Origin of the sequence: Thermobispora bispora DSM 43833, from assembly GCF_000092645.1 — a bacterium.
Lineage (GTDB): Bacteria > Actinomycetota > Actinomycetes > Streptosporangiales > Streptosporangiaceae > Thermobispora > Thermobispora bispora.
On sequence record NC_014165.1, the window covers coordinates 1,984,079 to 1,996,817 of the forward strand.

The 12,739-nt window shown below is 75.1% G+C and carries 11 protein-coding genes; 3 read left to right on the forward strand and 8 right to left on the reverse strand.

The genetic code is table 11. The features are described 5' to 3' along the window. Window positions 1–2: 2 nt before the first annotated feature. Both TBIS_RS08530 and TBIS_RS08535 read right to left on the reverse strand, forming a co-directional pair. Window positions 3–1,712: an ABC transporter ATP-binding protein gene (locus tag TBIS_RS08530; RefSeq protein ID WP_013131960.1), complete on the reverse strand. Its 1,710-nt coding sequence runs from the start codon at window positions 1,710–1,712 to the stop codon at window positions 3–5. Next, a complete protein-coding gene (locus tag TBIS_RS08535) occupies window positions 1,709–3,352 on the reverse strand; it encodes an ATP-binding cassette domain-containing protein (RefSeq protein WP_013131961.1) in 1,644 nt (547 codons plus the stop codon). The genes TBIS_RS08530 and TBIS_RS08535 overlap by 4 nt, the downstream gene beginning before the upstream one ends. A 723-nt stretch (window positions 3,353–4,075) precedes the next feature. Between TBIS_RS08535 and TBIS_RS08545 the strand changes: the two genes are divergently transcribed. After that, complete coding sequence (locus TBIS_RS08545; RefSeq protein WP_013131962.1) at window positions 4,076–4,696, forward strand: YigZ family protein; 621 nt, start codon at window positions 4,076–4,078, stop codon at window positions 4,694–4,696. A 21-nt stretch (window positions 4,697–4,717) separates the two neighbouring features. Here TBIS_RS08545 and TBIS_RS08550 read toward each other — a convergent pair whose 3' ends face one another. After that, on the reverse strand, window positions 4,718–5,947 hold the full coding sequence (locus tag TBIS_RS08550; protein WP_013131963.1) for an isochorismate synthase: 1,230 nt from the start codon (window positions 5,945–5,947) through the stop codon (window positions 4,718–4,720). Between the two features lie 147 nt (window positions 5,948–6,094). Here TBIS_RS08550 and TBIS_RS08555 point away from each other — a divergent pair, with 147 nt between their 5' ends. Further along, on the forward strand, window positions 6,095–6,928 hold the full coding sequence (locus tag TBIS_RS08555) for an SGNH/GDSL hydrolase family protein (protein WP_241019620.1): 834 nt from the start codon (window positions 6,095–6,097) through the stop codon (window positions 6,926–6,928). 371 nt (window positions 6,929–7,299) lie between these two features. Then, window positions 7,300–7,743 (forward strand): VOC family protein, encoded by a 444-nt coding sequence (locus tag TBIS_RS08560; RefSeq protein WP_013131965.1) that lies wholly within the window; start codon window positions 7,300–7,302, stop codon window positions 7,741–7,743. A gap of 4 nt (window positions 7,744–7,747) precedes the next feature. Here TBIS_RS08560 and TBIS_RS08565 read toward each other — a convergent pair whose 3' ends face one another. From TBIS_RS08565 to TBIS_RS08585, 5 genes are all read right to left on the reverse strand, one after another. Next, window positions 7,748–8,353 carry a response regulator transcription factor gene (locus TBIS_RS08565; protein WP_013131966.1) on the reverse strand — a complete coding sequence of 202 codons (606 nt, stop codon included), beginning with the start codon at window positions 8,351–8,353 and terminating at the stop codon, window positions 7,748–7,750. After that, entirely contained in the window at window positions 8,350–9,531 is a 1,182-nt protein-coding gene (locus TBIS_RS08570; RefSeq protein WP_050760475.1) for a sensor histidine kinase, read from the reverse strand. The genes TBIS_RS08565 and TBIS_RS08570 overlap by 4 nt, the downstream gene beginning before the upstream one ends. Window positions 9,532–9,566: 35 nt before the next feature. Beyond that, window positions 9,567–10,292, reverse strand: coding sequence for an ABC transporter permease (locus tag TBIS_RS08575; RefSeq protein ID WP_013131968.1), 726 nt, complete (start codon window positions 10,290–10,292; stop codon window positions 9,567–9,569). Next, window positions 10,292–11,179 (reverse strand): ABC transporter ATP-binding protein, encoded by an 888-nt coding sequence (locus tag TBIS_RS08580; protein WP_013131969.1) that lies wholly within the window; start codon window positions 11,177–11,179, stop codon window positions 10,292–10,294. The genes TBIS_RS08575 and TBIS_RS08580 overlap by 1 nt, the downstream gene beginning before the upstream one ends. A 134-nt stretch (window positions 11,180–11,313) precedes the next feature. Then, the gene (locus tag TBIS_RS08585; protein ID WP_013131970.1) at window positions 11,314–12,636 is read right to left on the reverse strand and encodes a glycosyltransferase family 4 protein; all 1,323 of its coding nucleotides are present in this window, start codon (window positions 12,634–12,636) and stop codon (window positions 11,314–11,316) included. Window positions 12,637–12,739: the final 103 nt, after the last annotated feature.

Sequence of the window (12,739 nt, forward strand, 5' to 3'; positions counted from 1 at the left end):
GATCACCCTCCGGTGGGCCGGGCCGCCCCGGCCCTGCCGCTCCGGGTCTCGGTGACGCGGCCGTCCTCGAGGACCACGACCTGGTCGGCGAGGTGGAGGGTCGCCGGGCGGTGGGTGATCCAGACGGTGGTGCAACCGGCCAGCTCCGGGCGGAGCCGGTCGAGGAGGCGGGCCTCCGTCGCGGCGTCGAGCTGGCCGGTGACCTCGTCGCAGATCAGCAGGGCGGGGCGCCGCAGCAGCGCCTGGGCGAGGGCGAGGCGCTGCAGCTGGCCGCCGGACAGGTTGGCGCCGCGCTCGGTGAGGCGGGTGTGCAGCCCGTCGGGGAGCGCCCGGACGGTGTCGCCGAGCTCGACGGCGTCGATGACGTGCCACAGCTCGGCCTCGCCCGCGTCGGGCCGGGCGAGCCGGAGGTTCTCGGCGATGGTGCCCGAGAAGAAGAACGGCCGCTGGTCGACGAGCGCCACCCGGCGCCGCAGCTCGTCCTCGGGCAGGTCGCGCAGGTCGGCGCCGTCCACGGTGATCGTGCCGGCCGTGGGGGAGAGGCAGCGGGCGAGCAGGTAGCCCAGCGTGGACTTGCCGCTGCCGGTCGCCCCGAGGATCGCCGTCGTGGAACCCGCGGGGAGGTCGAGGTCGATGCCGTCGAGCACCGGCACGGCATGGCCGCCCGGGCCCGGGTACGCGAAGCGGACCCCGCGCAGCCGCACCTCCGCGCCCGCCGGGTTCCGCGGCGGGGCGGCCGGGCACGGGTGCTCCGGCTCCGGTGCGGGCGCGGCGTCGACGATGGCGAAGAACCGCCGCGCGGCCGCCAACGTGGTGCCGAACTCGCTCGCGAACGCCTCCACCGCGGTGAGCGCGGGCTCCAGGGCGACGGCGATCGCGATCGCGACCCACCAGGCCTGCTGGTCGATCCGCCTGTCCCGCCACAGGTGCGCCCCGGCGAGCGCCACGGCGCAGGCGGTCAGCGCGAGCACGGCCAGGTTGGCCGCGCGGCGGGCCGCGGTGCGCGCGGCCAGCGTGCGGGTGCACGAGCCCGCCTCGGCGTCGAGCTCGCCGAGGCGCCGCCGCCGGCGGTCGAGGGCGCGCAGCTGGATCAGCTCCCGCAGCCCGCCGATGGTGTCGGTGATGTGCGCGGCGATCTGCCCGCGGACGTGCTGCCGCCGCCCCGCCACCTCCCGGAGCCGCCCGCGCCACAGCGCCGGTACGGCGAGGCCGGAGAGGGCGGCCCCGGCGAGCAGGATCGCCGCGAGCGCCGGATGGGCGGCCACCGCCAGGTACCCGGCCGCGCCGAGGGAGACCACCGCGGCGGCGATCGCCGGGGCGACCGTGTGCGCGTAGAACACCTCGATCCGGTTGACGTCCTGGGTGGCCCGGGCGGTGAGGTCGCCGGAGCGGTGCCGGTGGAGCACGCCCGGCGGCTGCCGGGCGATTGCGTCGAAGAAGACGGTCCGCAGCCGGGCCAGCACGGTGAAGGCCACCCAGTGCCCGAGGTACTGCTCGCCGTAGCGCGCCGCGCCCTTCGCCGTGGCGAGCAGCAGGATGAGCCCGAGGACGGCCGCGGCGTCCGGCGCGTTCCCGCCGCGGGCCTGCGCGACCGCGTGCACGGCGAACGCGAGCAGGCCGATCCCCAGGCCGAGGTGGACGACGCGCAGCGCGGTGGAGGCGGCGAGCGGGACCGCGAACGGCCGGGCGAACGCGGCGAGCCGGCGGATCATCGCGCCACCTCCCGTGCCGCGGCGAGCTCGACCACCCGGTCGGCGACCTCCATCACCGCCGCGGAGTGCGTGGCCACGAGGATGGTCCGCGTGCCGCGCAGCCGCCGCAGCGTGTCGATGATGAGCCGCTCGGAACGGCCGTCGATGTGGCCGGTCGGCTCGTCGAGCAGCAGCACGTCGGCGTCGGTGAGCAGCGCGCGGGCGAGCGCCAGCCGCTGCGCCTGCCCGCCGGAGAGCGTGAGCCCCTCCTCGCCGACGCGCGCGTCGAGCCCGCCCGGCATCGCCTCCACCTCCTCGGCCAGGTGCGCCTGCCGCAGCGCCCACCACATCCGCTCCTCGTCGGCGTCCGGGTCGGCGAGCCGCAGGTTGCCCGCCACGGTGCCGGTGAAGAGCCAGGCGCGCTGCGGGACGAGCACGGCCCGCGCCGGCCCGCCGCCGGGCGCGGAGAGCCGGACCGTCCCCGCCCGGGGCGCGAGCTCCCCGGCGAGCACCGACAGCAGCGTTGACTTGCCCACCCCCGACGGGCCGACCAGCGCCACCATCTCCCCGTGCCCGACCCGCAGATCGACCCCGTCGAGCACGGCCGGGCCGTCACCGTACCCGGCGACGACCCCTGCCAGCTCCACCGCGGCCTCGCCGTCGCCCGCCTCCGGCGGCGGTACGGCACGGCGCTCACCCGCGCCGGCGATGGCGTGGACCACCTGGCGTTCCGCCGCCCGGCCCGCCATGGCGATGTAGAAGAACCGGCCCACGACGCCGATCGGCTCGGTCAGCAGCAGCGAGATCAGCACGAGCGCGATCGCGGTGCCCAGGGAGATCGCGCCCGCGGCGTGCCGTACCAGCGCGACCGCGGTACCCGCCCCGATCAGCGCCCCGTAGAAGGCCACGTCGGTGACGAGCAGCACGACCTGGTTGCCCGCGAGCAGGCGCATCGTGGCCCGCCGGTGCCGCTCGCTCTCCTCCGCGAGCAGCCGGGACCGCCGCCCGGCCGCGCCGAGCAGGGTGAGGAGCCGGAGCCCTTGGATGGACTCGAGGAACTGCGCCGCCAGCCGCCGGGACTGGGCCTGGTAGCCGGCCGTGGAGGTGCGGAACAGCCGCTGAAACCCGCCGATCACCAGCGGCACCGCGGCCACCACCGCGAGCAGCGCGGCCGCCGCGGCCGGGTCGGCGACCACCGCGACGACCGCCACCACGACGAGCGGGGTGGTGACCGCCGCGATGAGCTCGCCGAGGAAGCCGCCGCGCCACGCCGCGACCTTGGCGGCGCCCTCGGTGGCGAGGGAGGCGAGCGATCCCGTGACCGGGCCACGGGCCGGCCTGGACCTGCCGAGCGGGCCGCGGGCGAGGATCGCCTCATGGATCCGCTCCCGCACCGCGATCTCGGCGGTGGCCTCGCCCGCCCCGCTCGCGTGTCCCCGGCCGAGCGCCCCGGCGACGGCGAGGGCGATCCCGGCCCCCATGAGCCCGGGCCCGCGCCACCCGATCGCGCCGCCCGCCGTCACAGCGTCGATCAGGCCACCGATGCCCAGGTAGCACAGGCACAGCCCGGCCGCGCTCAGCCAGCCGCACACCACGGCGGCGAGGACGTGGCCGCGCACCGGGAGCGCCGGCCGCGGCGCGGACGGCACCGGCCCGCTCATCGCACCACCTCCGGGCGGATCCGGGCGATCTCCTCCGGCCCGCCGGCGAGGCGGGTCCCGCACGGCCCGGCCGCGCCCCGGCCCGGTGCCGCGGCCGCGATGCCGGCCGCCCGACGGCGGTGCCGTACCCGCGGCCTGGCAGGGAGATCGCCGGTTCCGGGGAGCCGGACGGGCGGGGCCGGGAGCCCCGGCGCCACCGGTGTCGCTCGATCAGCGGGTGCTCGTGTGGACATATGGCCCATACCTTGGCATGAGTGAAAACGATTTTCAAAATCGCCCATTCGGCGGGGCCGGGCGGTCATCGGTGCGGACCGGCTCGCGGGGGACGAGCGATGTCCGTTCTGAGCCCCGGCCACGGCTCACCCTGAATCGCGAGCGGCTCGTTCCGCGCGGCGCGGCCACGTCACCTCTGGCGGCGGGCGGGCGCGCCCGGTCAGGCTCGCCGCCTGCGGGCGGCCGGTCCGCCGCACCCGGCTTCGGCCGGTTCGCCGCACCGGGTGCCCGCCCACGGTCTCGCCGTACGGCGGACGCTATACCTGATCTACAACGTAAAGGCGCTGGGTCGTGGCACGCGATCCGGCCCTTCCATTCTCGCCTCAGCCCCACACACCGGCGACCGGCCAAGAGAACGCCTCAGGCAGCCCGGCACGGAGCCGGCCGGTCCGGCGGAGTGCGGTAGGCGCCGGGGATGGGGAGCGGTACCGGCCCGGATAATCTGCTCCCGTGGCCGCGACATACCGGACGATCAAGGACGTCGTCGAACACGAGACGGTCATCCGACGGTCCAGGTTCATCTGCGCGCTCGCCCCGGCCGAGTCGGAGGAGGCGGCGCAGGCGTTCATCGCCGAGCGCAAGCGGCGCCACGCGGACGCCACCCACAACTGCTCCGCCTACGTGATCGCGGGTGGGCCGCGCAGGTCCGACGATGACGGCGAGCCGGGCGGGACCGCGGGCACGCCCATGCTCGAGATGCTCATCCGGCGCGGCTACGCGGACATCGTCGCCGTGGTCACCCGGTACTTCGGCGGCATCCTCCTCGGCGCCGGCGGGCTCGCCCGCGCGTACGGCGGGGCGGTCGGGGCCGCGCTCGACCGGGCCATGCCGGTGGAGATGGTCCCGGCCTCGCTCGTCACGGTGACCGTCGATCACGCCCAGGCCGGGCGCCTGGAGAACGACCTGCGCGCCTCGCCGTACCGGCTCAGGAGCGTCGACTACGGCGCCCGGGTGACCTTCGAGGTCGCGGTGGCCCGGCACCTGCTGCCGTCGTTCGAGGAGTGGCTCGCCACCGCGACCGCCGGGCGGGCCACGACCGCCCAGGGCGGCCTGGTCTACCTGCCCGGCTGAGCCGCCGCACCGCCCGCCGGCTCAGCCCTCCAGCGCGTACTGCATGACCCGGAACTTCGCCTGCGCCTCGGCGAGCTCGGCGGCCGGGTCGGAGCCGCCCATGATGCCGCACCCGGCGAACAGCCGGGCCTCCCGCCCCGAGACCTCCGCGCAGCGCAGCGCGATGCCCCACTCGCCGTCGCCCCGGGAGTCGATCCAGCCGACCGGGCCCGCGTACCTGCCCCGGTCCATGCCCTCCAGCTCGCGGATCACCTCGATGGCGGCGTCCGTGGGCGTGCCGCCGACCGCGGCCGTGGGGTGCATGGCCGCCACCACGTCGAGCACGGAGGCGCCGTCGGAGAGCCGGCCGGTGATCCGGGTGGCGAGGTGCTGCACGTTCGGCAGCACGAGCAGGTCGGGCTCGTCCGGCACGTGCAGCTCGGCGCAGAGCGGGGCGAGGGCCTGCCGGACCGAGGCCACGGCGTAGCCGTGCTCCTCCCGGTCCTTGGCCGAGGCGTACAGCTCGGCGGCGCGCGCGGCGTCCTCGGCCGGCCCCGTGCCGCGGGAGACCGTGCCGGCGAGCACCAGCGACTCGATCGACCGGCCGATGTGCCGGACCAGCAGCTCGGGGGTGGCCCCGACCAGCCCGTCGACCGAGAACGTGTAGCACTCCGGGTACCGGTCGGCGAGCCGGGCGAGCAGCGCCCGCGGGTCGATCTCCCGCTCCGCCGTGGCGCGGAGGTCACGGGCGAGGACCACCTTGTCCAGCACGCCGGCCTTGATCTTCGCGACGGCCTGCGCCACCACGTGCTGCCACTCGGGCGCGCTCAGCGTGCCGTCGCCGTACCGGATCCGGCCGGGCTCGGTCGCCGGGGCCACGGGGAGCGTCTCGGCCTCGCCGATGGTGGTCAGCCAGGCCTGGCCCTGCCGCCGGGCGAGCACGACCCGGGGCACGACCAGCACCGAGCCGGGCACGTCCCGGTCGAAGGTGAACGAGCCGAACGCGACCGGCCCCGACCCGGGGAGGCCGACCTGGTCATCGATCCGCGCCCCCTCGAACAGGGACGCCAGCCACTCCCGGGCCCAATCGAACCGGCCCGGCCCGGGGGGTACCTCGGCGCGGGCCGCCACTCCCCAGCCGACGAGGCCCTCACCGCGCCTGATCCAGGCGTACGGTGCGGTGCCGGGAAGGTGAGCGAGGAGATCGCGGGGATCTGTCACCGCGACCGTGCGGACCACTAGGGGACGGATCAGGGCGATGCTCACCCGCATCACTTTACGCAGCCTCTGTCCATGTTCGGCACGCCCCCCTCGCCGGTAGGGCGCCGGGCCGCGGTGTCAAGCGCCGATAGCGACTCGGTCAGGGAACGGGGTGTCCGGCGCGGAAGAGCTGGAGCGCACCTCCCGGCGGTCCCTAGCGTGGTGCAGCCGGAGGTGCTGATGCTGTCGAAGATCGTGCCGGTTCTGGTGGCGCCGTCGCTGCTCGCCCCGGCGGCGGCCGCGCCCGATGTTCCCACGGTCATGGCCGCACTCGGTGACTCGATCAGCGCGGGGGTGAACGCCTGCGGGTGGTTCGTGCCGTGCACCTCACGGTCCTGGTCCACGGGTGGCCACGCGTCGGTGAAGAGCCACTACGCCCGGCTGCTCCGCCTCTCCCCGCGGCTGAGAGGGCACAACCTGAACTTCGCGGTGCCGGGCGCGACCAGCGCCGACCTGCCCCGGCAGGCGCGCAAGGCGGCCGAGCGGGGGGCGGACTACGTCACGATCCTCATCGGCGCCCAGGACGCGTGCCGCTCGTCACCGGACCGGATGACGCCGGTCGCCACCTACCGGAGCCGGATCGACGAGGCGCTGCGCGTGCTCAAGCCCACCGGGGCGCGGGTGTTCATCGCCAGCATCCCGGACCTGAAGCGGCTGTGGCGGATCGGCAAGGACAACCGCTGGGCCCGGGGCTTCTGGACGCTCGGCAGGGTCTGCCCGTCGATGCTCGCCAAACCGACGTCCACCGCCAAGCAGGACCGGATCCGGCGCGACCAGGTCCGTGAGCGGGTGATGGCGTACAACGAGCAGCTCCGCCGGGCGTGCCAGGCGTACGGCCCGCGGTGCCGTTACGACGGCGGCGCCGTCTTCTCCTATCCGTTCACGCTGAAGCACGTGAGCAAGTGGGACTACTTCCACCCCAGCGCCGAGGGGCAGCGGGCCCTCGCCGCGGTGACCTATGCCGCGGGGTTCTTCGCCCGGAAGGAGCCCTGACCCGGGGCACGCCGATGCCCAGAATGTCACCGCCGGCGCCGAGCGCGGGCGCTGCCGCATCCGGACCGGCCGCGCCCGGGTGGCCGCGGCACTCCCGGCGGAGGCCTGGGCGACGCCGGGTGCGCGCCCGGCTTCAGTGCGGACCGCGGGTGCGGGGACCCGGTGCGGACCGTGGCGTGCGGGACCCGGTGCGGACCGCGGTGTGCCGGGACCCGGTGCGGCCGGGCGCGGTCCCATGCGCTCACCGGGCACCGTGGTGGCCCCGGCGGCCCTTCGCGCCGGTGGCGCCCACCGGCGGGCCCGCGCCCCGGCGTCCCGGGAATCCGCGATCACCCGGTGTCACCGGCCGGTGATCGGCAATGTCTTGTCGCATGGCCCTGCACTGGAAGCTCGTCGTCGACTGCGCCGATCCACACCGGCAGGCCGCCTTCTGGGCCGAGGCCCTTGGCTATGAGGTGGAGGACTGCCGGCCGCTGATCGAACGGCTGCTCCGCGAGGGCGTCATCGGCGAGGGCATGGTGACACCCGACCACAGGGCGTGGCGGCGGCTGTGCGCGGTGCGGCACCCCGGCGACCCGGTCGACCCGGACACCGGCATCGGGCTGGGACGGCGGATCCTCTTCCAGGCGGTTCCCGAGCCGAAGACCGGCAAGAACCGCCTCCACATCGATCTGCACGCCGGCCCGGAGCGGCTCGACGCCGAGGTGGCCCGGCTCGAGCGGCTCGGCGCCAGGGTGCTCCGGGTCGTGGAGGAACACGGGTTCCGCCACGTGACCATGGCCGACCCGGAGGGGAACGAGTTCGACGTCCAGTGACCGTTCACAGCCAGCCGTTGTGGCGGGCCACCCGGGCCGCCTCTATCCGGTTGCGGGTACCGGTCTTGCCGATCGACGAGGACAGGTAGTTGCGGACCGTGCTCTCCGACAGGTGGAGCCGGGCCGCGATGTCGGCGACGGTGGCGCCATCGGCCGCGGCGGCGAGCACCTCGCGTTCCCGTTCGGTGAGCGGGTTCGGCCCGGCGCTGAGCGCGGCGGCCGCGAGCTCCGGGTCCACGACCAGCTCACCGCGGAGCACCCGGCGGATCGCGCCGGCCAGCTCCTCCACCGGGCCGTCCTTGACCAGGAACCCGCGGGCGCCCGCCTCCATCGCCCGGCGCAGGTACCCGGGCCGCCCGAAGGTCGTGAGGATCAGCACCCTGCACGACGGGAGACGGTCCCGCAGCTCGGCCGCGACGTCGAGCCCGCTCCGGCCGGGCATCTCGATGTCGAGCAACGCCACGTCGGGCCGGGCCGCGAGCGCGGCGGGCACGACCTCGTCCCCGGAGGAGACCTGGGCGACGACCTCGATGTCCTCCTCCATCCCGAGGAGCAGGGCGAGCGCGCCCCGCATCATGCCCTGGTCCTCGGCGAGCAGCACGGTGATCACGGGTGGTCATCCCCCTCGTACGGCACCGTCACGCGGAGCAGGAACCCGCCGCCGGCGAGCGGGCCCGCCTCCAGCGTGCCGCCCACGGCGGCGAGCCGCTCGCGCAGGCCGACCAGTCCATGGCCGCGGCGGGGTTCCGGGGCGCCGCCGCTCGTGCCACGCCGCCGGGCGGTGGGTGCTCCGGCGGTGGCGGCCGCACCGTTCCCCGAGCCGTCGTCGCGGATCTCCAGCGCCAGGCCCTCGTCCCCGGTGCGCAGCTCGATCTCGCAGCGGCGCGCGCCGCTGTGCCGGATCACGTTCGTCACGCCTTCCCGTACCGCCCAGCCGAGCAGCGCTCCGGCCTCCGGCGGGATCCGTACCTCCGCGACGCGGAGCACGGCGGTGATGCCGGCGTCGGCGAGCACCTTCCGGGCGGACGCGAGCTCGGCGGCGAAACCCTTCCCCCGGTATCCGGTGACGGCGGCGCGCACCTCGGCGAGCGCCTTGCGGCCGATCTCCTCGATGTCCGCGGCCTGCCGTGCCGCCTCCTGGCCGTCGCGCGGGGCCAGGCGCCGTACCGCCTCCGCCTTCACCACCATGACGGAGAGCGTGTGCCCGAGCAGGTCGTGCAGGTCGCGGGCGAACCGGAGCCGCTCCTCGGCGACCGCGAGCTCGGCGAGCTCCTCCCGGGTGCGCTGCAGCTCCCGGATCGCCTCCCAGAGCCTGATGATCATCGCCGGGATGAGGGCCGCGGTGGCGACGCTCCACACCAGCACCAGCGACTCGCCGACCGTCCCCCCGGTGGCGAACCTGACGGCGAACGTCACACCGCACAGCACGAGCCCGACGATCGGCAACCATCGCGTCGTGATCGCCGTGCCCACCGCGATGGCGAGCATCACCTGCAGGTAGAACCAGTTCCCCTGGAATCCGATCACGGAGGGGAGCACGACGGCGGCGAGGAGGGGGAGCGCGTGCAGCTGGGCCCGCCTGCGGTCGGAGAAGGCGAGGTGAACGGTGACCAGGTAGCCGGCCGCCGCGGCGAGCACCGCCGGAACGGCGAGCCACACGGGGTGCGAGCGGCCGTGCGCGATGTCCCACACCGGGCCGGCGCTGAGGGCGGCCCACATGTACATGCCCTTCGCGTCCGGTCCCCGTTCGCCCTCGCGGAGCGGGTCGAGCCAATGGTTCGCCCCCATGAGCCGCGATGATGGCATGGCGCCGCCGAGATCCGTCAGACCGTGCGCCCGGCCCGGCGGTAGCCGTACCCGGCGAAGAGCCCGAACACCGCCAGCCACGCGAGGAGCACGGCGAGCTCGCGCAGCCCCGGGAGCTCGCCGAAGGCGGCCTGCCGGGCCAGGGACGCGTAACCGTACGACGGGGTCCACTCGGCGATCGCGCGGAGCCAGCCGGGGAACGTGCCGACGGGCACCCAGAGGCCCCCGATGATCGACAAGCCCAGCATGATCGCGGTGTTGGCCAGCGCGGTGGCCTGACCGGACAGCAGGTAGCCGTTCGCAAGCCCGAACAGGGCGAACGGGGCCGCCCCCGCCCACAGCAGCGCCACGAGGGCGAGCCACCGCCCGGCGGCGAGGCTGACGTCGTCGACCAGGGCACCGGTGAGGAGCACCGCCCCGATCGCGGGCACCGTGACGGCCATGCCGGCGGCGACCTTTCCCGCCACCACCTGGCGGGGGAGGAGCGGGGTGAGGCGAAGCTGGCGCAGCCACCCGGCCGCCCGGTCTTCGGCGAGGCCGCTGGCGTTGGTGAACGCGCTGCCCAGCGCGCCGTACGCGGCCATGTTCACCATGACGGCGATGACGGCGTCCCGCCGGTCACCGGGGACGAGACCGAGGCCGGTGAAGATCAGGTACATGATCACCGGCATGGCGACGCCGAAGATCACATAGCCGCCGTCCCGGGCGGTCCGGATGAGCTCGAGCCTGAGGTAGCCGATCATCACACCGTCTCCTTCGCGGTGAGCGCGATGAACGCGTCCTCCAGGTCGGCGGGGGTCACCTCGATGTCCCGCACCGCTCCCGCCTGGGCGAGCGCCACCACGGTGGCGTCGGGGTCACTGCTGTGCAGGTGCACGCGGTCTCCCTGGACCTCCAGGTGGCGGACCCCGGGGAGCGTCCCGAGCCAGGCGACGTCGCCGCGCGCCGTCACCCGCACCGTGGTCAGCGCGGCCATCCGCTTGATCTCGGCGCTGGTGCCGTCCGCCACCAACCGGCCCCGGTCGATGACGACGATCCGGTCGGCGTGCTCGTCGGCCTCCTCGAGGTAGTGGGTGGAGAACAGGATCGTCTTGCCTTGGTCCGCCAGGTCCCGCATGCCGTGCCAGAACCGCCGTCTCGCCCCGGCGTCGAGCGCGGCGGTGGGCTCGTCGAGGACGATCAGGTCGGGATCGCCGATGACGGCCATCGCGAACCGCACCCGCTGGGCCTGGCCGCCGGAGAGCCGGTCCACCCGGCGGTCGCGGAGCTCGGTGATGCGGGCGAGGGCGAGCACGTGGTCGAGGGGGAGTGGCCTGGGGTAGGCGCCGGCCACGAAGGTCAGGAGCTCCCGCACGGTGACCCGGGAGATCAGGCCGCCCACCTGGGGCATGGCGCCGACGCGGCCCAGCCGTACGGCATGCTCGGGGGGACCGCCGAACAGGGTCACCTCGCCGCTGTCCGGGGGCAGGAGCCCGAGGAGCACGGCGATGGTGGTCGACTTGCCCGCCCCGTTCGGCCCGAGCAGGGCGACGGTCTGGCCCCGGGGAACGGTGAGCGTGAGGCCGTCCACCGCGCGCACGGAGCCGAAGCTCTTGGTCACCGAGGTGAGTGATAGCGCTGCGTCGTCCATGCCGGACAGGCTAGGAATCGGCCTTCCGCCGCAGGTAGATCGGCCGATCCATGGTTGGGCAGGATATTTGTCCCAAGCCACCACGACCGGCGGGCTGAAGCGCACCGCCTCGGCTCCGGCCGCGGGGCGGCCGATCAACCGGCCCCCGGCCGGAACGGCGCACCTCTCGCATCGGCCGCGCGAGGAGCCGTGCCCGGCCGCCGTGCCGCCGCGAGGCCGGTGAGGAGGCGGTCCCACTGCCGCCCGATCGAGCCGAGGTCGTAGCCCGCCGCGGTGCGCACGGCCCGGGCCCCCATCCGGCGCCGCAGCTCCTCGTCCTCGATGAGGGTGCAGATCGCGTCGGCCAGCCTGCGGACGTCTCCCATCTCGACCAGGAGCCCGTCGTGGCCGTGGGTGATCAGTTCGGCCGGCCCGGTCGGGCAGTCGAAGCTCACCACCGGCACCCCTTTGCCCATGGCCTCCAGGATGACGAGCGGCATGCCCTCGCGCCGGGAGCTGAGCACGAAGATCGAGGCCTTCTCGAGCTCGGCGGCGACGTCGCGGATGCGCCCGGCGAGCACCACCCGTCCGGTGAGGCCCATCGCGGCGATCGACTCCTGGAGCGGTTTGCGGCGCGGTCCGTCGCCGACGATGCGCAGGGTCCAGTCCGGGTGCCGGGCCGCGACGTGCGCCCACGCCTTGATCAGCATGTCGTGGCCCTTGGCGTGGGCGAGCCGGCCGATGGTGATCACCGTCTTCTCGGTGAGGGGAGAGGGGCCGCCGTCGAGCGGGGTCGCGGCGTTGGGGATCCGGGTGAGCACCCGCGGCCGAGGTCTACCGGAGCGTTCGAAGCCGCGCGTGTACGTGCCCAGGTCGGCCGCGGTGAGGGTGACCACCGCGTCGTGCCTGCCGTACCAGAGCCCGATCTGCCGGCGGACCGAGGGCCGGTGGCTGGCGAGGTTCGCGTGCTCCTGGGCGACGGTGACGACCTCCGGCCGCGCGAACCGCGCCATGATCAGGTTCAGGCCGGGGCGGGTGCCGATGAGGATGCCGTCCCGTACGGATCGGACGTACCGGGCCAGGGCGAGATCGGTGCGGAGCGTGAACCGGTGGTAGGCCGCCTCGTCCTTCGGCACCAGCGCGCTGGGCAGGCGGGACAGCAGCCCGTTGCGGCCGCCGAGCCGGTCGTCCAGGTAGCGGATGCGCACGCCGGGCGGCACGGGGAAGAAGGGCTCCGCGCTTTCCCGGATCACGCTCACGATCTCGACGTCCCGGGTCCGGGCGAGGTATCCGGCGAGGTGGAAGACCGCGCGGATCGTCCCGCCCATGCCGTTGGCGTGCAGCAGGAGGATGCGCACCCGGTCACCGCCCGCCGGCGGCGCGGAGCGGGCACGACGCCCGCCCGGCGCGGTGAGCGCCCGCCAGAGCGCCTTGACGGCACGCTGGAGCGTCGACGTCGCCCGCCGTGCCACGCTCACCCGGTTCCCCCGTCCGATGGTGATGGATCTTCTCTCTGTGTGACGGCGGATCCCGCGTCCGGGTTGTCCTGGATCGCGGGCATGCCGGGCGGCCTGCCGCGCG

What these genes read in the sequence shown, in the direction of transcription:
- TBIS_RS08530 (WP_013131960.1), bottom strand. Translation starts at nt 1,712, where the DNA reads ATGATCCGCCGGCTCGCCGCGTTCGCCCGGCCGTTCGCGGTCCCGCTC.
- TBIS_RS08535 (WP_013131961.1), bottom strand. Translation starts at nt 3,352, where the DNA reads ATGAGCGGGCCGGTGCCGTCCGCGCCGCGGCCGGCGCTCCCGGTGCGC.
- TBIS_RS08550 (WP_013131963.1), bottom strand. Translation starts at nt 5,947, where the DNA reads ATGCGGGTGAGCATCGCCCTGATCCGTCCCCTAGTGGTCCGCACGGTC.
- TBIS_RS08560 (WP_013131965.1), top strand. Translation starts at nt 7,300, where the DNA reads ATGGCCCTGCACTGGAAGCTCGTCGTCGACTGCGCCGATCCACACCGG.
- TBIS_RS08570 (WP_050760475.1), bottom strand. Translation starts at nt 9,531, where the DNA reads ATGGGGGCGAACCATTGGCTCGACCCGCTCCGCGAGGGCGAACGGGGA.
- TBIS_RS08575 (WP_013131968.1), bottom strand. Translation starts at nt 10,292, where the DNA reads ATGATCGGCTACCTCAGGCTCGAGCTCATCCGGACCGCCCGGGACGGC.
- TBIS_RS08580 (WP_013131969.1), bottom strand. Translation starts at nt 11,179, where the DNA reads ATGGACGACGCAGCGCTATCACTCACCTCGGTGACCAAGAGCTTCGGC.